Raw genomic sequence first — 16,827 nt, forward strand, 5'->3', positions numbered from 1 at the left:
ACGCCGAATTACTCACAAGGCGTTCACAGATCCTACAAAGTTGAGATCGTCCCCACGATCGACTCCGCGATCTGGACGGCGTTGAGCGCGGCGCCCTTGCGCAGGTTGTCCGCGCACACGAAGAGGTCCAGGGCCCGGGTGTCGTCCGGCGACCGCCGCACCCGGCCGACCCAGGAGGGATCGGTGCCCACGACGTCGGCGGGCGTCGGGAAGTCGCCGGCGCCGGGATCGTCGTACAGCACCACACCCGGCGAGGTGGCGAGGATCTCGTGCGCGCGGGCGACGGTGACGGGCTTCTCGAAGCGGGCGTGCACGGAGACGGAGTGCCCGGCCACCACCGGGATCCGGACGCAGGTCGCGGCGACCCGCAGCCCGGGCAGGTCGAGGATCTTGCGGGTCTCCTCGCGGACGGCGAGCTCCTCCGTGGACCAGCCGTCGGCGGCGAGCTCACCCGACCAGGGCAGCACGTTGAGGGCGAGCGGCCCGGGGAAGGGGCCGGTGGCGTCGCCGACCGCCCGGCGCACGTCGCCGGGGTGCGTGCCCAGCTCGCTGCCGGTGACGACGGCCAGCTGGTGGCGCAGCGCGGCGGTGCCCGCCCGGCCGGCGCCGCTCGCGGCCTGCTGCACGGTGACGACGAGCTCGGCGAGCCCGTACTCGGCGTGCAGGGCGCCCACGGCGACGATCAGCGCCAGGGTGGAGCAGCCGGGGCTCGCGACGATGCCGCGCGGCCGCATCCGTGCGGCGTGCGCGTTGATCTCGGGGACCACGAGCGGCACGTCGGGGTCGGCCCGGAACGCCGCGGAGGTGTCCACGACCACCGCGCCCTTGGCGGCGGCGATCGGCGCCCAGCGCGCCGCGACGGCGTCGGGCACGAGGAAGAGGGCGACGTCGACGCCCTCCAGGTTCTCCTCGCTCAGCGCGAGGACCTCGCTCTCCTCCTCCCGCACGGTCAGCTTGCGGCAGCCGGCCGAGCGGGCGGAGGCGAGGAGTCGGATCTCGCCCCAGACGTCCGCGTGGTGCGAGAGCATCCGGAGCAGCACGGCGCCGACGGCCCCGGTCGCTCCCACGACCGCGAGCGTCGGCTTCGTGCCCGAAGTGCCTACCTGAGGCACGTCACCGGCCGGTGCCGCCGTAGACCACGGCCTCGTCCGAGTCGCTGTCCAGGCCGAAGGCGGTGTGGACGGCGCGGACGGCCTCGTTGACGTCGTCGGCGCGGGTGACGACCGAGATGCGGATCTCGGAGGTGGAGATCAGCTCGATGTTGACGCCCGCGTCCGACAGCGCCTTGAAGAAGTCCGCGGTGACGCCCGGGTTCGTCTTCATGCCGGCGCCGACGAGGGAGATCTTGCCGATCTGGTCGTCGTAGCGGAGCGAGTCGAAGCCGATCGTGGCCTTCGTCTTCTCCAGGGCGTCGATGGCCTTGCGGCCCTCGGACTTGGGGAGGGTGAAGGAGATGTCCGTGAGCCCGGTGGAGGCCGCGGACACGTTCTGCACGATCATGTCGATGTTGATCTCGGCGTCCGCGACGGCACGGAAGATGGCCGCGGCCTCGCCCGGCTTGTCCGGCACGCCGACGACCGTGATCTTGGCCTCGGAGGTGTCGTGGGCGACACCGGAGATGATGGCCTGCTCCACCTTCAGATCCCCTGTCGGTTCGTTGCTGACCCACGTGCCCTGCAGCCCCGAGAAGGAGGAGCGGACGTGGATCGGGATGTTGTAGCGGCGTGCGTACTCGACGCACCGGTGCAGCAGCACCTTGGAGCCGGAGGCGGCGAGCTCCAGCATGTCCTCGAAGGAGATCCAGTCGATCTTCTTCGCCTTCTTCACCACGCGCGGGTCGGCGGTGAAGACGCCGTCGACGTCCGTGTAGATCTCGCAGACCTCGGCGTCGAGCGCGGCGGCCAGGGCGACGGCGGTCGTGTCGGAGCCGCCGCGGCCCAGCGTGGTGATGTCCTTCTTGTCCGCGGACACGCCCTGGAAACCGGCGACGATGGCGATGTTGCCCTCGTCGAGCGCGGTGCGGATGCGGCCCGGCGTGACATCGATGATGCGCGCTTTGTTGTGGACCGAGTCGGTGATGACACCCGCCTGACTGCCCGTGAACGACTGGGCCTCGTGGCCCAGGTTTTTGATCGCCATGGCCAGCAGGGCCATGGAGATCCGCTCTCCGGCGGTCAGCAGCATGTCGAACTCACGGCCGGCCGGCATCGGGGATACCTGCTCGGCGAGATCGATCAGCTCGTCCGTCGTGTCGCCCATCGCGGAGACCACGACCACCACCTGGTGGCCGTTCTTCTTGGCTTCCACGATTCGCTTGGCGACGCGCTTGATGCCTTCGGCATCGGCAACGGAGGAGCCTCCGTACTTCTGCACGACAAGGCCCACGTGCGCTCCTCGCTCAGTCGTTGCCGCAGCTTCTCACTGCGGTCGGCTCAGTCTAACGAGCGGTGGAAAAACGCCACGGTGATATCGCATGATGAGATCCGCTGCTCGCGGAGTGATCACTCACGATCGTCGAACCCGCCGCGAGGTGCCGCGGAGGTGCCGCAACACGCCGGTCACAAACGTTTCGGCATACGAGACGGCATGCGCGTGACCTGGACAGATGCCCGGACGAGTGCCAATCTCCCGCCATGCGCCCACGTCACACCGCCACGCTCGCAACGGCCTCCGTCCTCGTCGCCCTCGCCGCGTCCGCGTGCGCGCCCCAGCCCGAGGCCCCCCAGGGGCAGGCGGCCGGCGCCAAGCCCGCCAAGAACGCGCCCGCGTCCTGCGCGAAGGACACGCTCGCCACGAAGGCAAAGGGCAAGCTGACGGTCGGCACCGACACGCCCGCCTACGCGCCCTGGTTCCAGGACGACGACCCGGCCAACGGCAAGGGCTACGAGTCCGCCGTCGCGTACGCGGTCGGGCAGAAGCTCGGCTTCGCGAAGGGTGACGTGGTCTGGCAGAAGGTCGCGTTCAACAACGCCTTCGCGCCCGGCGAGAAGAGCTTCGACTTCGACGTCAACCAGGTGTCGATCAACGAGGACCGCCGCAAGGCCGTGGACCTGTCCTCCGGCTACTACGACGTCCGCCAGGCCGTCATCGCGCTCAAGAGCTCCAAGGCCGCGAAGGCGACCACCCTCGCCGACCTCAAGGGCGCCAAGCTCGGCGCGCAGGTCGGCACGACCAGCCTCGACGTGATCAACCAGCAGATCAAGCCGGAGCAGCAGCCCGCCGTCTTCCAGAAGAACGACCTCGCCAAGGCCGCGCTCAAGAACGGCCAGGTCGACGCGATCGTCGTGGACCTGCCGACCGCGTTCTACATCACCGGCGCCGAGGTCCCCGAGGCCAAGGTCGTGGGCCAGTTCGAGACCACCGGCGGCGCCAAGGAGCAGTTCGGCCTGGTCCTCGACAAGGGCTCCGCGCTGACCTCCTGCGTCTCCCAGGCCGTGGACGCGCTGCGCAAGGACGGCACGCTCGCCGCGATCGAGAAGCAGTGGCTGTCCGAGGCGGCCGGCGCGCCGGTGCTGAAGTGACCGTCACGAAGGAGGACTCGCCCCGGGAGGACACTCCGGGCGAGATGTACAGGCCGTCGCAGCGGCGGATCGAGCGGGAGCGCTACAAGCGCTCCCGCACCCGCCGCGCGACGGCCGTCGCCGCCCTGAGCACCGCCGTCACGCTGGCGGTGCTCTACTTCGTCATCACCGGCTCCCCCGGCTGGCCGCGCACGAAGGAGACCTTCTTCGACTGGGGGTACGCCCGCCAGGCGTTCCCCCAGGTCATCGACGGCCTGTGGCTCAACCTCCGCCTCCTCGTCGTCTGCGGCGCCATCACGCTCGTCCTCGGCCTGCTGCTCGCCGTCGCCCGCACCCTGCGCGGCCCGGCGTTCTTCCCGCTGCGCGCGCTCGCCACCGCCTACGTCGACTTCTTCCGCGGCCTGCCGCTGATCATCTGCCTGCTCGCGGTGATCTTCGGCGTGCCCGCACTGCGCCTCCAGGGCGTCCCGACCGACCCGGTCGTCCTCGGCGGTACGGCGCTGGTCCTCACGTACTCGGCATACGTCGCCGAGGTCTTCCGGGCCGGCATCGAGAGCGTCCACCCCAGCCAGCGCGCCGCCGCCCGCTCGCTCGGCCTGTCGAGCGCGCAGACCATGCGCTACGTGGTGCTGCCGCAGGCCGTACGCCGGGTGGTGCCGCCGCTGCTCAACGACCTGGTCTCGCTCCAGAAGGACACCGGCCTGGTCTCCATCGCGGGCGCGGTCGACGCCGTGTACGCGGCCCAGATCCTCGCCTCCAAGACCTTCAACTACACGCCGTACGTCGTCGCGGGCCTGGTCTTCGTCGTCCTGACGATCCCGATGACCCGGTTCACGGACTGGGTCACGGCCCGGATGAACCGCCGCCAGTCGCAGGGAGGCACGGTATGACGCAGACGCCCGTCCTCCGCCTGGAGTCCGTCCGCAAGACGTACGGCCACGGCTCCGCCCAGACCGTCGTCCTGCGCGATGTCGACCTCACCGTCCCGCAGCACTCGGTCACCGTCCTCATCGGCGCCTCCGGCTCCGGCAAGTCGACCCTCCTCAAGTGCGCCAACCTCCTGGAGGAGATCGACGACGGCGCGATCTTCCTGGACGGCGAGGACATCACCGACCCGCGCGCCGACGCCGATGCCGTACGGCGCCGGATCGGCGTGGTCTTCCAGGCGTACAACCTCTTCCCGCACATGAGCGTGCTCGACAACATCACGCTCGCCCCGCGCCGCGTCCACAAGGCCGAGCGCCGGGCCGCCGAGGAGCGGGCGCGCGAGCTGCTCGACCGGCTCGGGCTCGGCGCCAAGGCGGGCGAGTACCCGGACCGGCTCAGCGGCGGCCAGCAGCAGCGCGTGGCGATCGCCCGAGCGCTCGCGAGCCGGCCACGCCTGCTGCTGCTCGACGAGGTGACGGCGGCGCTCGACCCGGAGCTGGTCGGCGAGGTCCTGAACGTGGTGCGGGACCTCAAGGAGGAGGGCATGACCATGGTCATCGCCACCCACGAGATGGGCTTCGCCCGCGAGGTCGCCGACCAGGTGTGCTTCCTGGAGAACGGGGTCGTCCTGGAGCGCGGCACGTCGGCCGAGGTCTTCGGCGCCCCGGCGCACGAGCGCACGCGCCGGTTCCTGAGCCGCATCGTGGAGGCGGGCCGCCTGTAGGGCGTACGCCGCCGCCTGGCCCGTACGGCCGCGTCAGCCCGTACGCCGCTGGCCTCGTACGCCGCCCGCTCGTATGCCGCCGTCGGGCGGCTCGTAGGCCCCCCCGCTGGCCGTACGCCGCGGGCGGGGCCGTACGCCGCCGTCGGCCTCGTACGCCACCGTCGGGCTCGTAGGCCGCGGGCCGGGCCGTTACGCGCGGTGCCCGGCCCCGTAGAGACCCGCGAGCCGGCTCGTACGGCCACGTGAGCCCCGTACGTACACCGCGGGCCGGCCCCGCAAAGCCGGGGCCGGCCCGTAAGTCTCTCTGCCTGTCAGATCCCGTGGCGGCCCAGGCCGCCCAGCTCCTCCGCCATCACGCGCCCCGCCTCCTCCGCGAGGGCGTCCTCCGCCAGGTCCTCGTCCGTGTCGAGCCCCGCCAGGTCGGCGAGCGGCTGGTCGAGCCGGACGTGCGCCACCAGGGACTGGAGGGCGCGCAGGGTGGCGGAGGCGGTGGGGCCCCAGTTCGAGAAGTACGAGAACTGCCACCACCACAGCGCCTCGCTGGTCCGGCCCGCCCGGTAGTGGGCGAGGCCGTGCCTCAGGTCGGTGACGATGTCGGCGAGGTTGTCGGAGATCCGCGCCGGTACGGGCGCCTTGCGCGGCTCGTACGGGTCGAAGACCTCGGAGAACACGTCGACCGGCTCCAGCATGACCGCGAACCGCTCGCGCAGGTCGTCCACGTCCACGTCCGGCCCCGCGTCCGGCTCGTACTGCTCGTCCGGAACGATGTCCGCGTGCGCGCCGAGCCGCCCGCCGGCGAGCAGCAGCTGCGAGACCTCCAGGAGCAGGAAGGGCACCGCGCTGTCCGGCTCGTCGCCCTTGGCGACCTCCGTCGTCGCGACGATGAAGCTCTCGATCGAGTCCGCGACCTGCACCGCGAAGTCGTCCGGGTCCTGGGTGATGGAGTGCAGCGTGGCGTCAGACATCGAGGAGCCTCTCTGAGAGTGCGGCGTCGTCCGCACGGACTCGGTCGTCGTCATACATCTAGCAGTCGCCGCCCCTCGAAGGCACGCCCCAGGGTGACCTCGTCGGCGTACTCCAGGTCGCCGCCGACCGGCAGACCGCTCGCGAGCCGCGTCACCTTCAGGCCCATGGGCTTGATCATCCGCGCCAGGTACGTCGCGGTGGCCTCGCCCTCCAGGTTCGGGTCGGTGGCCAGGATCAGCTCGGTGACCGTGCCGTCCGCGAGCCGCGCCAGCAGCTCGCGGATCCGCAGGTCGTCCGGGCCGACGCCCTCGATCGGGCTGATCGCGCCGCCGAGCACGTGGTAGCGGCCGCGGAACTCGCGGGTCCGCTCGATCGCCACGACGTCCTTCGGCTCCTCGACCACGCAGATGACGGTCTGGTCCCGGCGCGGGTCACGGCAGATGTTGCACTGCTCCTGCTGCGCGACGTTTCCGCAGACCGCACAGAACCGGACCTTCTCCTTCACTTCCAGAAGCGCCTGGGCGAGCCGCCGCACGTCGGTCGGCTCGGCCTGGAGGATGTGGAAGGCGATCCGCTGGGCGCTCTTGGGACCGACGCCGGGCAGCCTGCCCAGTTCGTCGATGAGGTCCTGAACCACGCCTTCGTACAATGCCGGCGCCCTTCTCGGAAGTGCTTGATTCTTACGGTAGTGGCTGGAATCCGGCCACAGAAGATGTACGGGTCGAAGACCCGGAGGGATGGCGGGACCAGGTCCCGGAAACCGGACCGGAGGCCGGGTCCCGGAAGGCCTGGCCGGGGCCGGGTCTCAGAAACCCAGGCCCGGCAGGCCGCCGCCGCCCAGGCCCTGCGCCAGCGGGCCCAGCTTCTGCTGCTGGAGCTGCTGCGCGTTGTCGTTGGCGGCCTTCACGGCGGCCACGATCAGGTCGGCCAGGGTCTCGGTGTCCTCCGGGTCGACCGCCTTCGGGTCGATCACCAGGCCGCGCAGCTCGCCCGAGCCGGTCACGGTGGCCTTGACCAGGCCGCCGCCCGCCTGCCCGTCGACCTCGGTCGCCGCGAGCTCCGCCTGGGCGCGGGCGAGGTCCTGCTGCATCTTCTGGGCCTGCTGGAGGAGCTGCTGCATGTTGGGCTGGCCACCACCGGGGATCACGGTCACTCCTCAGGTTTCGGAACTTGGTGAAAACGAGCCTACGTGGTCGTCGACCCCCACGCCGACGCAACTCTTTCGAGTGAGAAACTGCGGGCTCCTCTACCTGATCAACACCCTCTTGTGGGCGGAAATCCCGGGATTCCGGGCCCACAGCCCACCATTCGGCGGTAGGAAGGGCAGGCACCACGTGCACCGCACGTCACAGAAGGACACGAGCGCTGAGCTGAACAGAGGAGTCCCCCGGTGAGCCAGCAGCCGGACATGCAGCCGCAGCCGGGGAACCCCGAAGGCCCGGGCAACTCCGGCGAGCCCGGAGTCCCGGCCGCGCACCGCGACCGGACCGGAGACCGGAGCAGTGGCCGGAGCAGGGGCCTGAACGGCGACCGGTACGGCGACCGGGCCGCAGACCTGACCGGGGCGCCCTTCCCGCTGGGCGACTGGGGCGAGCCCGCCGAGCGCCTCGACGAGCTCTACCGCTGGGTGGAGTCGAACGCGCTGCGCACCGCCGAGTGGTACCTCTCCGACCGCGTGTGGAAGCGCCGCTGCGCCCGCCTGCTGCGCGTCGGCACGGCCCTGGGCGCGATCGCGGGCGCCGCGCTGCCGCTGCTCGACCTGGCCGGGGTCGCCGACGGCCTGGCCGGCTGGGGCTATCTCTCGCTGCTCCTCGGCGCCGCCTGCCTCGCCTGCGACCGCTACTTCGGCATCACCTCGGGCTGGATAAGGAACGTGGCCACCGCGCAGGCCGTGCAGCGCCGGCTCCAGGCGCTCCAGTTCGACTGGGCCTCGGAGAGCGTGCGCGAGGTGCTCGGCCCGACGGAGGGCACGGCCAGCGAGGCCGCCGAGCGCTGTCTGGGCATCCTGCGCCGCTTCTCGGAGGACGTGACGGAGCTGGTACGGGCGGAGACCACGGACTGGATGGTCGAGTTCCGCTCCGGCCCGGCGCCGCTGGCCCTCCAGGCCGTCGGCACGGCCCCGGGCTCCCGCCCCGAGGCCGGCCATCCCTCGGGCCGCTTCCCGCTGCCGCCGGGCACCCGGCCCAACATGCCGCGCCAGCGCCCGCCGGAGCCGCGCTGAGCGCCGTAGGGAGCCCTGGTCCCGTACCCGTACCCGTACTAGCTGAGGATGATCATCGAGCCCTGTGCCAGGCTGCGGGTGGCCGCCGCGTGCAGTCCCAGCCAGACGTGCCGCTCGCGGGCGAAGGGGCTGTCGTCCTGGTACGGGGCCGGGGCGGCGGGCTCCTCCAGGCTGGTCGGCCGGTCCGGGGGCGCGGGCGCGGCCGGGGGGTTCGCCGGGTCGATGCCGATCGCGGGCGCGACGAACTCCAGCTCGCGGAGCAGCCCGTGCGAGGAGCCGAGCGGACCGCCGCCCTCCAGGAGCTCGTCGTTGGAGAGCGGTACGGGGAAGTCGACCGGCACATAGGCGCCGGCGTGGTCGTAGTGCCACACCAGGTGCGACTGCTGGGCGGTCGCCTCGAACATCTCCAGGAGCTGCTCGTAGTCCCCGCCGAGCTCGCCGACCGGTTCGACCGGCAGCCCGCACATCTGGAGCAGGTAGGCACGGCGCAGGAAGTGCAGGGCCTCGTAGTCGAAGCCCGCGACCGGGGCGACGTCGCCGGTGAGCCCCGGCATGTAGGCGTAGACGGGCACGGTGGGCAGGCCGGCCTCGGTCAGGGCCTGGTCGAAGGTGGCTATCTCTTCGGCGAAGGGGTTGTCGGCGCTGTGGCACAGCACGTCGACGAGGGGGACCAGCCACAGGTCACAGGCCAAGGGAGGCTCGCTCTCCGTCAGTTGCAGGGGTGGCCAGGTTAGTGGGACCACGCGGCCCCGCCTACCCGCTGGGTGCCTGCCCGCGCGGGCGGCTCGTCAACCCGTACGTCTGGGCCCGTACGGCTCAACCGGCACGACTCAGCCCGTACGGCTCAACCGGCACGACTCAGCCCGTACGTCTCAACCGGCACGACTCAGCCCGTACGTCTCAACCGGCGCGTCTCGACCCGTACGTCTCAGCCCGTGCGCCGGGGGCGCGCTTCCAGCCGGTCCGCCCACTCCAGCGACCGCGCGTTGTAGTCCCGTACGACCGCCACCGCGCCGTCCGCGTCGCCGCGCGTGATCGCGTCGACCAGCTCGACGTGCCCGCTCCACAGCCAGCCGACCAGATCGCGGTCGGAGCGCAGGTACGGGACGGAGAAGACCCACGCCTGGACGCGCAGCCGGTGCAGGAAGTCGGCGATGTAGTCGTTGGCGGCGACGAGCCGGCCCAGCTCGCGCCAGTATCGGATGTCGTATCCGATGAGAACGTCCAGGTCCCCGGCCCGGGCGGCACGCGCGGCGGCCTCGCCCCGGCGGCGTATCGAGACAAGGGTGACGCCGTACGTCATGTCGGGCTCGGCGGGCTCGGCCGGCAGCTCCGAGGAGGGCGCGTTCCGGCGGAAGATGCCGTCCACCACGAGCATGCGCGCCTCGACCATGCCCCGGTAGTCGTCGACCGAGAACTCGTGCACCCGGAAGCCCCGGTGCTGGTCGGAGTCGAGCAGCCCCTGCGCGCACAGATCGACGAGGGCCTCGCGCACGGGCGTCGCGGAGACGCCGTACTGCTCGGCGATCTGCTTGACCGTGAACTCCTCCCCCGGCTGGAGACGCCCAGCGAGGACTTCGTCACGCAGCGCGTCCGCGATCTGCTGTCGCAGGGTGTTGCGGGTGACAGCTCCGCTCGCGGGCATGTGGTCGGCCCCCTCCGTCCGGTCCGTCCGGTTCCGGGACACCCTAGTCCAGGGCGGAGAGGGGCCGATCACAGTCGCTTGGCCCGAATACGTCACACCGTGTGCGTCACGCAGGGTGCGTCACACCGTGTGCGTCACGCAGGGTGCGTCACACCGTGTGCTCGTCGGCGACGCTCAGCGCCGCGTCGAGGGCGGCCAGGCCCTCCTTGGCCTCCGCCTCGCTGACGTTGCAGGCGGGGACGGCGTGGGTGCGGTTCATGTTGATGAACGGCCACAGGCCGTTCTTCTTCGCCGCGGCGCCGAAGGCGGCCATCGGCGCGTTCGCCTCGCCGGCCGCGTTGTACGGGACGAGCGGCTCGCGCGTCTCCTTGTTCTTGACCAGGTCGAGCGCCCAGAAGACGCCCATGCCGCGGACCTCGCCGACCGACGGGTGGCGCTCGGCCAGCTCGCGCAGGCCGGGGCCGAGGACGGTCTCGCCGATGTGGGCGGCGTGCTCGACGACCTTCTCCTCCGCCATCACGTTGATGGTGGCGACGGCGGCGGCGCAGGCCAGCGGGTGCCCGGAGTAGGTCAGACCGCCGGGGTACGGGCGGGTGTCGAAGGTCGCGGCGATCTTCGCGCTGATGGCGACGCCGCCCAGCGGCACGTACCCGGAGTTCACGCCCTTGGCGAAGGTCATCAGGTCGGGCACGACGTCGAAGTGCTCGGAGGCGAACCACTTGCCGGTGCGCCCGAAGCCCGCCATGACCTCGTCGAGGACGAAGACGATCCCGTACTTGTCGCAGATCTCGCGCACGCCGGTCAGGTAGCCGGACGGCGGGGTCATGATGCCGGCCGTGCCCGGCACGGTCTCCAGGATGATCGCGGCGACGGTCGCCGGGCCCTCGAAGGCGATGGTGTCCTCGAGGTGCTGGAGCGCGCGCTGGCACTCCTCCGCCTCGGTGGTGGCGTAGAACGGCGAGCGGTAGAGGAACGGCGCCCAGAAGTGGACCACGCCGGCCGAGGCCGTGTCGGAGGCCCAGCGGCGCGGGTCACCGGTCAGGTTGATCGCGGTGGAGGTGGCGCCGTGGTACGAGCGGTAGGCCGAGAGCACCTTCGTACGGCCGGTGTGCAGCCGGGCCATGCGGACGGCGTTCTCGACGGCCTCGGCCCCGCCGTTGGTGAAGAAGATCTTGTCCAGGTCGCCGGGCGTGCGCGCGGCGATGAGGCGCGCGGCCTCGGAGCGCACGTCCACGGCGAAGGCGGGCGCGAAGGTCGCGAGCTTCCCGGCCTGCTCCTGGATCGCGGCGACGACCTTGGGGTGCTGGTAGCCGATGTTGGTGTAGACGAGGCCGCTGGTGAAGTCGAGGTAGCGGTTGCCGTCGTAGTCCCAGAAGTACGAACCCTCGGCGCCGGCGACGGCGAGCGGGTCGATCAGGCCCTGGGCGGACCAGGAGTGGAACACGTGCGCGCGGTCGGCGGCCTTGACGGCCGCACCGGCCTGGGGGTCGGGTTCGACATGAGGGGTCATGGGTCGAGGGTAGGTAACCGCAGGTGGGGCGGGCCATGACCATCTTGTCCACCGAGACCGGGGCGGACGAGACAGATTGCTGGGAGTGGTCGCGCGCGGAGTGTGCGGGCGCGCGGAGTGTGCGGGCGCGCGCCGTGTGTGCGGAGTGATCCGGCGGGGCTCCAGCGCCAGGGGTCGAGGGCGTGTTTGCCGCGGGTCCGCCGGGTGCCCGGCCGCCGCCGCACCTCCGGGCCGTCGGCCAGGGGGTGTACCTCGGGGGCGCCGGCAGGGCGCCTCCGAGCCTCGACGCCGCTGGGCTGGAGGCCTCACCGATCTTCATGTCCGGAGCGTTCGGGAGCAGCTCCCGTGGGCTCCGGCCTCCGCAACAACGCGGCCGGCCAAGGGGAGCACGTACGCCCGGCGCTGTGCGAAGATCCGGTCTCGGGCTCCTGGCCCGCGCGAATCACCGGGCCTCGTCGAGCGGTTGGCGGGAGAGGGAAGATGAGCAAGACCCTGCACTGGTTCGAGTCCAGCCACAGCAGCTCCGGCTCCGGCGACGGCGTCGCCTTCTTCACCGGGCAGCGCTGATGAACAGAGCCCTCACCGTCATAGGCGCCCTGCTCATCGTGTTCGGCGGCTTCGCGCTCTTCGTCACGACCGGCGGCATCGCGCTGTGCCTGAAGCTGCGCGCGCTGGTGCGGCACGGCGTCGAGGGTGACGCGGTGTCGTATCACCACGACTGGATGAACAGGAAGTTCCGGGTGCACTACCGGGTCGTCGTGGACGGCGGCCGGAGCGGTGAGTTCTACGAGCTCCAGGTGAAGGAACCGGAGCCGGTCGGCTCGGTGGCGCCGGTGGTGTACGACCCGCGTCGGCCCAGTCGGGCGATGGTGGGGACCGCGGAGGACGTGCGGAAGAAGTACCGCTCGGAGGCCGGGGTGCTGAAGGGCCTGGTGGGCGTCGGGGTCCCGCTCGTCGCGCTGGGAAGCCTGCTGGTCGCGATCTTCGACAGCGGAAGCTGAGGCTCAGCGCGCGAGCATCCGCTCCAACAGGCTGACGAGCAGGGACCGTTCCGCGACCGAGAGCGGGGCCATCAGCTCGTCCTGCGCGTCGGCGAGGATCTTGTCGAGGCGCCGGAGGTGCCGGCGGCCCTGCGAGGTGATCGTCACGACGTTGCGGCGGCGGTCGGCGGGGTCGGGGGTGCGGGCGACGTGGCCCTGCGCCTCCAGCTCGTTCATGACGGCGACGAGGTCGCTGCGGTAGATGCCGGTGCGACGGCTGAGGCCCGCCTGGCTGGTGGGGCCGTACTCGGCGAGTGAGGCGAGCGTCGCGTAGTGCCACTTGCGGGCGTCCTCGGCGGCGAGACGCTCGCTCACCACCCGGTCGGCGCGGGCCGAGGTGAGCGCGAGCAGGCGGCTGGGCAGGCCGCGCAGCCGGTCGGGGAGGTCGGTGACCTCGGGCATCTCGGGAGTCTCGGGAGTCTCGCTCATGCGGTGCAGATTACCCCTTGCGTTAGTGGCACGAACGATCTACTGTCGTTAGTGCCACAAACGTTAGTCATCCGAACGTTAGAGGAGTGAACGAGCATGTCCGTGAACACCGACGCCGCCAGTGCCACCAGCGTCAACGCCGCCCCGACCACCGCTCCCCTCGCCGACGCCCGCGCCCTCGGCCTCGCCCACTACGCCGCCCGCGGCGTCCTGGAGCACGTGCTGGGCCGGCACGGCACCACGTTCCAGCAGCAGATCGCCCTGCGCGCCGCCGTCACGGCCGACGCCCCGCAGACGGCGGACGAGCTCATCGCCCAGGTCCGGGGCTCCCTCAAGACCGACCCGGCCGACATCCGCACCACGCTCGACGAGCTGGAGGCCCGGAAGCTGCTCGTCACGGACGGCGCACACCTCCTCCCCACGGACGCGGGCCGCGAGCTGATCGCCACCCTCGCCGCGGAGACCGCCCCCATCTCGGCCCGTGTCTGGGGCGGCATACCCACCGAGGACCTCGCCGCCGCCGGCCGGGTGCTCGCGCTGGTGACCGAGCGGGCCGACGCGGAGCTCGCAGCGCTGACGGCCTGACAGCCGGCCCTCCAGGACGAGCCGGTTGGGGAGGCGGAAGCTCAGATCATCAGGATGATCCGCCCCGGGCGGCGGCCCGCCTCCGCGCGGCGGTGGGCCTCGGCGACCTCTTCGAGGGGCATGACGTCGGCCACGCGGGTGATGAGGCGCCGGTCGGCGACCATCTGGAAGATGGCGGCCAGCTCGACGGGGTCGGGACGGCCGAAGACGGTCTCCACGCGGATGCCGCGTTCGGAGGCGGGGGTGCGGTCCTTCGCGAGGGCGACGAAGACGCCGCCGTCCTTGACGGCGGGGAGGACCGGGCCGCCGACGAGGGCGCCGTCGAAGACGCCGTCGACGCGGTCGGGGAGGATCGCGAGGAGCTGGTTGAGGACGTCCACGGGTTCGCCGCGGGTGACGCAGTGCTTGGCGCCGAGGACCTTCAGCTCGCTCTCGTCGCCCTCGTGGGCGACGGCGACGACCTCCAGGCCGGCCGCCGAGGCGAACTGGACCGCGAAGCGGCCCACGACGCCGCTGGCGCCGGTGACGAGGATCGTCGAGCCCGTGGGGAGATCGAGCACGCCGAGGCCCTGCTGCGCGGTGGCGGCGGCGAGCGGGACGGAGGCCGCCTGGGTGAAGTCGATGTCGTCCGCGATCGGCGCCAGCCACTCCGGGTCGACCCGGATGACCTCCGCGTAGGTGCCCTCGCCGGTCCGCTCGGTGAACCACGGCACGAAGCCGGCCACCCGGGTACCGGCCGGAAGGGTGCCCGTCGGGCTGGGCGCGGGGTCGAGGAGCCGGCCGGCGAAGTCCGTGCCGAGGACGAACGGGGGCCGGAGCGGCTCCAGCTCGTCGGCGTAGTAACCCGCCCGGATCCTCATGTCCGCGACGGCCACACCGGCCGCCTTCAGCCGGACCCGGACCTTGCCGGGCACGTCCCCGGGCTCGGGCTCGGGGCGGCGGGCCATGTTCAGGACCTCGGGTCCGCCGTAGGCGGTCACTTCGACGACACGCATGGGGTTTCTCCTCCTGCGGCAGCCCCCTCGTCGCCATTAGACCCACGCCCGCCACCCCCGGCAACAGGTGACGGAAGCTCGGGGGAACCTGGCGGAAGGGCGACGACCGTCGCCGCGCTGCCCGGCGCCCTCGGCTACACCGAACCGCGCTCCGGCATCGGCCTCAGGGGCCTGCACCGCATCGCGATCGACGGGCGCCGCCCGAACGTCGACGGGATCGGCACCCCGCCGTACCCGTACCGGGAGATCGAGTACGCCGACACCCACGGCCGGCCGCCGGCCGACTCGCTGACCTCCACCTTCCTGACCTGCCTCACCCGCGGCGGCGGCCACCCCCAGGGGTCTGAAGATCTGCGGCGAGGGATGACGATCCGCGCCGGTTCCCGCTCTGGCATGCTCTGACCTCGTGGATCCCTTGAGCACGCAAGACCCGGTCGTCATAGGGCCCTTCCGGCTGATCGGACGGCTCGGCACCGGCGGCATGGGCCGGGTGTACCTGGGCCGTTCGGCGGGCGGCCGCGCGGTCGCGGTGAAGGTCGTGCACCCGGAGCTGGCCGCGCAGGAGGAGTTCCGGCTGCGGTTCGCCCGCGAGGTCGCCGCCCTGGAGAAGGTCGGCGGCACCGGCACCGCGCCCGTACTCGGCTCCGACACCGGGGCCGAGCTGCCGTGGGTGGCCGTCGGATACGTACCCGGGCCCTCGCTGCGCACGGTCGTGGCCGACGAGTACGGGCCGCTGCCGCCCGCCAGCGTGCGCACCCTCGCCGCCGGGCTCGCCCGGGCCCTCACCCACATCCACGCCGCTGGCCTGGTCCACCGCGACCTCAAGCCGTCCAACGTGCTGCTCACGGTCGACGGCCCGCAGATCATCGACTTCGGCATCGCCCGCGCCCTCGACACCGTCACCGACGGCGGCCTGACCACCACCGGCGCGGTCGTCGGCTCGCCCGGCTTCATGTCGCCCGAACAGGTCCGCGGCGAGAAGCTCAGCCCCGCCTCCGACGTGTTCTGCCTGGGCTCGGTGCTCGTGTACGCGGCGACCGGGCGTTCGCCGTTCGGCGGCACCGACAGCGGGGTGCACGCCACCATGTTCCGCATCGCCCACGACGAGCCCGACCTCACGGGCCTCGCGCCCGAGCTCGCCGGCCTCATCCGCGCCTGCCTGGCCAAGGACCCGGCGGCGCGCCCCTCGGCGACCGAACTCGTCGACACCCTCCAGGTCACCGACCCGTGGCTGCCCGCCGACGTCCTGGCCCGGCTCGGCCGCCACGCCGCCCGGCTCCTCGACACCGAGGACCAGGGCGCCCCGCCACCGGCCGAGGACCCCACCCCGGCACCCCCAGCGGCCCCGGCGCCCCGGCGCCGCCGCCGTGGCCTGCTCGCCGCCGCGACCGCGCTCGCCGTCGCCGCGGCGGCGGGACTCGCGTACACCTACTGGCCCGCCCCGGACACCGGCGGACCGGACGGCAAGGCCCGCGGCGGTACGAGCGCCAGCGCGGGCACGGGTGCGGCCCGGACCGCGGGAATCGTCCCGGCCGCCTTCCTCGGCGCCTGGGAAGGCGTCCTCCGGGGCTCGGCCGACGCCCCCTACGAGACCAGCCGCATCGAGATCACCCAGGGCGCGGCGGGCGCCCGGACGGCCGTCTACACCCATGTCACCGGAGAGCAGCTGTGCATGGGCCGGGCCGCCCTCGTCTCCGCCACCGACACCGAACTGGTCCTCGGCGAGGCCGAGGTCACCGCCAGCGTCCCCGCCCAGCGCTGCACCCCGGCCGCCCGCCAGACCCTCCGGCTGCGCTCGAACGACGTCGTCGAATGGGGCTCCGGCGTCGCCAAGGCCACCTTCCAGCGGACCGCGCCCGGCGCGAGCGTCGTCCCGGCCGCCCTCCTCGGCACCTGGAAGCAGAACCCGTCCACCGTCACCCAGCCCGAGCCCGACCGCTGGAGCTACCGCCTCACCGTCACCCAGGGCCCGGTCGGCGCCCCGCTGGTCCGCTTCGAGCAGATCTACCCGCGCACCGACAAGGACGGCAACCTCACCTCCGAGGACGTCCACTGCACCGCCACCGCCCTCGTCGGCGGCGCCGGCGGCCTCCTCGTCATCGGCCCGCAGACCCGCGACCCGGACAGCTGGGACCCGGAGTGCGTGGAGGAGGGTTCCAGCAATCTCCGGATCGTCCACTACCAGGGCAAGGAGCTGCTCCACGTCTACGGCATGAGCGCGGACGGCGAGCCGGGCGAGTTCGTCCGCGAGTAGCCCGCCGGAC

At 72.2% G+C, this 16,827-nt stretch carries 17 protein-coding genes and 1 pseudogene; 8 read left to right on the plus strand and 10 right to left on the minus strand.

What is annotated here, in order from left to right; genetic code table 11:
* Window positions 1–32 precede the first annotated feature (32 nt).
* Both ACWEV0_RS04870 and ACWEV0_RS04875 read right to left on the minus strand, forming a co-directional pair.
* Window positions 33–1,067 (minus strand): aspartate-semialdehyde dehydrogenase, encoded by a 1,035-nt coding sequence (locus ACWEV0_RS04870; protein ID WP_453146500.1) that lies wholly within the window; start codon window positions 1,065–1,067, stop codon window positions 33–35.
* Window positions 1,068–1,113: 46 nt separating this feature from the next.
* Window positions 1,114–2,385, minus strand: coding sequence for an aspartate kinase (locus ACWEV0_RS04875; protein ID WP_403793917.1), 1,272 nt, complete (start codon window positions 2,383–2,385; stop codon window positions 1,114–1,116).
* A 248-nt stretch (window positions 2,386–2,633) separates the two neighbouring features.
* On the opposite strand from ACWEV0_RS04875, the gene ACWEV0_RS04880 reads away from it, so the two are divergent.
* From ACWEV0_RS04880 to ACWEV0_RS04890, 3 genes are read left to right on the plus strand one after another with little or no spacing between them, the layout of a single operon-like run.
* Window positions 2,634–3,521 (plus strand): ABC transporter substrate-binding protein, encoded by an 888-nt coding sequence (locus ACWEV0_RS04880; RefSeq protein WP_453146502.1) that lies wholly within the window; start codon window positions 2,634–2,636, stop codon window positions 3,519–3,521.
* Window positions 3,522–3,565: 44 nt separating this feature from the next.
* Complete coding sequence (locus ACWEV0_RS04885; protein ID WP_453146596.1) at window positions 3,566–4,411, plus strand: amino acid ABC transporter permease; 846 nt, start codon at window positions 3,566–3,568, stop codon at window positions 4,409–4,411.
* Complete coding sequence (locus ACWEV0_RS04890; protein WP_453146504.1) at window positions 4,408–5,172, plus strand: amino acid ABC transporter ATP-binding protein; 765 nt, start codon at window positions 4,408–4,410, stop codon at window positions 5,170–5,172. Before ACWEV0_RS04885 ends, ACWEV0_RS04890 begins: the two co-directional genes overlap by 4 nt.
* Window positions 5,173–5,483: 311 nt before the next feature.
* On the opposite strand, the gene ACWEV0_RS04895 is transcribed toward ACWEV0_RS04890, so the two are convergent.
* From ACWEV0_RS04895 to ACWEV0_RS04905, 3 genes are all read right to left on the minus strand, one after another.
* Window positions 5,484–6,137 (minus strand): DUF5063 domain-containing protein, encoded by a 654-nt coding sequence (locus ACWEV0_RS04895; protein ID WP_453146506.1) that lies wholly within the window; start codon window positions 6,135–6,137, stop codon window positions 5,484–5,486.
* 50 nt (window positions 6,138–6,187) lie between these two features.
* Entirely contained in the window at window positions 6,188–6,787 is a 600-nt protein-coding gene (gene recR, locus ACWEV0_RS04900) for a recombination mediator RecR (protein ID WP_265865201.1), read from the minus strand.
* 156 nt (window positions 6,788–6,943) lie between these two features.
* Window positions 6,944–7,285 carry a YbaB/EbfC family nucleoid-associated protein gene (locus ACWEV0_RS04905; protein WP_403793926.1) on the minus strand — a complete coding sequence of 114 codons (342 nt, stop codon included), beginning with the start codon at window positions 7,283–7,285 and terminating at the stop codon, window positions 6,944–6,946.
* Window positions 7,286–7,528: 243 nt separating this feature from the next.
* Between ACWEV0_RS04905 and ACWEV0_RS04910 the strand changes: the two genes are divergently transcribed.
* Window positions 7,529–8,359, plus strand: a complete 831-nt coding sequence (locus ACWEV0_RS04910; protein ID WP_453146508.1) for an SLATT domain-containing protein — start codon at window positions 7,529–7,531, stop codon at window positions 8,357–8,359.
* 38 nt (window positions 8,360–8,397) lie between these two features.
* Here ACWEV0_RS04910 and ACWEV0_RS04915 read toward each other — a convergent pair whose 3' ends face one another.
* The 3 genes from ACWEV0_RS04915 to ACWEV0_RS04925 form a co-directional block, all read right to left on the minus strand.
* On the minus strand, window positions 8,398–9,051 hold the full coding sequence (locus tag ACWEV0_RS04915) for a hypothetical protein (RefSeq protein ID WP_403793928.1): 654 nt from the start codon (window positions 9,049–9,051) through the stop codon (window positions 8,398–8,400).
* Window positions 9,052–9,287: 236 nt separating this feature from the next.
* Window positions 9,288–10,004 (minus strand): GntR family transcriptional regulator, encoded by a 717-nt coding sequence (locus ACWEV0_RS04920; RefSeq protein ID WP_453146511.1) that lies wholly within the window; start codon window positions 10,002–10,004, stop codon window positions 9,288–9,290.
* 148 nt (window positions 10,005–10,152) lie between these two features.
* Window positions 10,153–11,514: an aminotransferase class III-fold pyridoxal phosphate-dependent enzyme gene (locus ACWEV0_RS04925; RefSeq protein ID WP_453146513.1), complete on the minus strand. Its 1,362-nt coding sequence runs from the start codon at window positions 11,512–11,514 to the stop codon at window positions 10,153–10,155.
* A 566-nt stretch (window positions 11,515–12,080) separates the two neighbouring features.
* Between ACWEV0_RS04925 and ACWEV0_RS04930 the strand changes: the two genes are divergently transcribed.
* Window positions 12,081–12,515 (plus strand): hypothetical protein, encoded by a 435-nt coding sequence (locus tag ACWEV0_RS04930; protein ID WP_453146515.1) that lies wholly within the window; start codon window positions 12,081–12,083, stop codon window positions 12,513–12,515.
* A gap of 3 nt (window positions 12,516–12,518) precedes the next feature.
* Here the strand turns inward: ACWEV0_RS04930 and ACWEV0_RS04935 are convergent, their stop codons facing one another.
* Complete coding sequence (locus ACWEV0_RS04935) at window positions 12,519–12,983, minus strand: MarR family winged helix-turn-helix transcriptional regulator (RefSeq protein WP_453146517.1); 465 nt, start codon at window positions 12,981–12,983, stop codon at window positions 12,519–12,521.
* A 96-nt stretch (window positions 12,984–13,079) separates the two neighbouring features.
* On the opposite strand from ACWEV0_RS04935, the gene ACWEV0_RS04940 reads away from it, so the two are divergent.
* Entirely contained in the window at window positions 13,080–13,568 is a 489-nt protein-coding gene (locus tag ACWEV0_RS04940) for a MarR family transcriptional regulator (RefSeq protein WP_453146518.1), read from the plus strand.
* 41 nt (window positions 13,569–13,609) lie between these two features.
* Here ACWEV0_RS04940 and ACWEV0_RS04945 read toward each other — a convergent pair whose 3' ends face one another.
* Window positions 13,610–14,563 carry an NADP-dependent oxidoreductase gene (locus ACWEV0_RS04945; RefSeq protein WP_453146520.1) on the minus strand — a complete coding sequence of 318 codons (954 nt, stop codon included), beginning with the start codon at window positions 14,561–14,563 and terminating at the stop codon, window positions 13,610–13,612.
* 105 nt (window positions 14,564–14,668) lie between these two features.
* Between ACWEV0_RS04945 and ACWEV0_RS04950 the strand changes: the two are divergent.
* A pseudogene (locus ACWEV0_RS04950) lies at window positions 14,669–14,930 on the plus strand (phosphate ABC transporter substrate-binding protein); the annotation flags it as partial.
* A 39-nt stretch (window positions 14,931–14,969) separates the two neighbouring features.
* Window positions 14,970–16,817, plus strand: coding sequence for a serine/threonine-protein kinase (locus ACWEV0_RS04955; RefSeq protein ID WP_453146522.1), 1,848 nt, complete (start codon window positions 14,970–14,972; stop codon window positions 16,815–16,817).
* Window positions 16,818–16,827: the final 10 nt, after the last annotated feature.

This window comes from Streptomyces sp. NPDC003943 (assembly GCF_053605265.1).

Excerpts from the sequence above, each read along its gene's own strand:
- ACWEV0_RS04930 (WP_453146515.1), top strand. The coding sequence starts at position 12,081 with ATGAACAGAGCCCTCACCGTCATAGGCGCCCTGCTCATCGTGTTCGGC.
- ACWEV0_RS04925 (WP_453146513.1), bottom strand. The coding sequence starts at position 11,514 with ATGACCCCTCATGTCGAACCCGACCCCCAGGCCGGTGCGGCCGTCAAG.
- ACWEV0_RS04895 (WP_453146506.1), bottom strand. The coding sequence starts at position 6,137 with ATGTCTGACGCCACGCTGCACTCCATCACCCAGGACCCGGACGACTTC.
- ACWEV0_RS04885 (WP_453146596.1), top strand. The coding sequence starts at position 3,566 with ATGTACAGGCCGTCGCAGCGGCGGATCGAGCGGGAGCGCTACAAGCGC.
- ACWEV0_RS04945 (WP_453146520.1), bottom strand. The coding sequence starts at position 14,563 with ATGCGTGTCGTCGAAGTGACCGCCTACGGCGGACCCGAGGTCCTGAAC.
- ACWEV0_RS04935 (WP_453146517.1), bottom strand. The coding sequence starts at position 12,983 with ATGAGCGAGACTCCCGAGACTCCCGAGATGCCCGAGGTCACCGACCTC.
- ACWEV0_RS04940 (WP_453146518.1), top strand. The coding sequence starts at position 13,080 with ATGTCCGTGAACACCGACGCCGCCAGTGCCACCAGCGTCAACGCCGCC.
- ACWEV0_RS04890 (WP_453146504.1), top strand. The coding sequence starts at position 4,408 with ATGACGCAGACGCCCGTCCTCCGCCTGGAGTCCGTCCGCAAGACGTAC.
- ACWEV0_RS04920 (WP_453146511.1), bottom strand. The coding sequence starts at position 10,004 with ATGCCCGCGAGCGGAGCTGTCACCCGCAACACCCTGCGACAGCAGATC.
- ACWEV0_RS04880 (WP_453146502.1), top strand. The coding sequence starts at position 2,634 with ATGCGCCCACGTCACACCGCCACGCTCGCAACGGCCTCCGTCCTCGTC.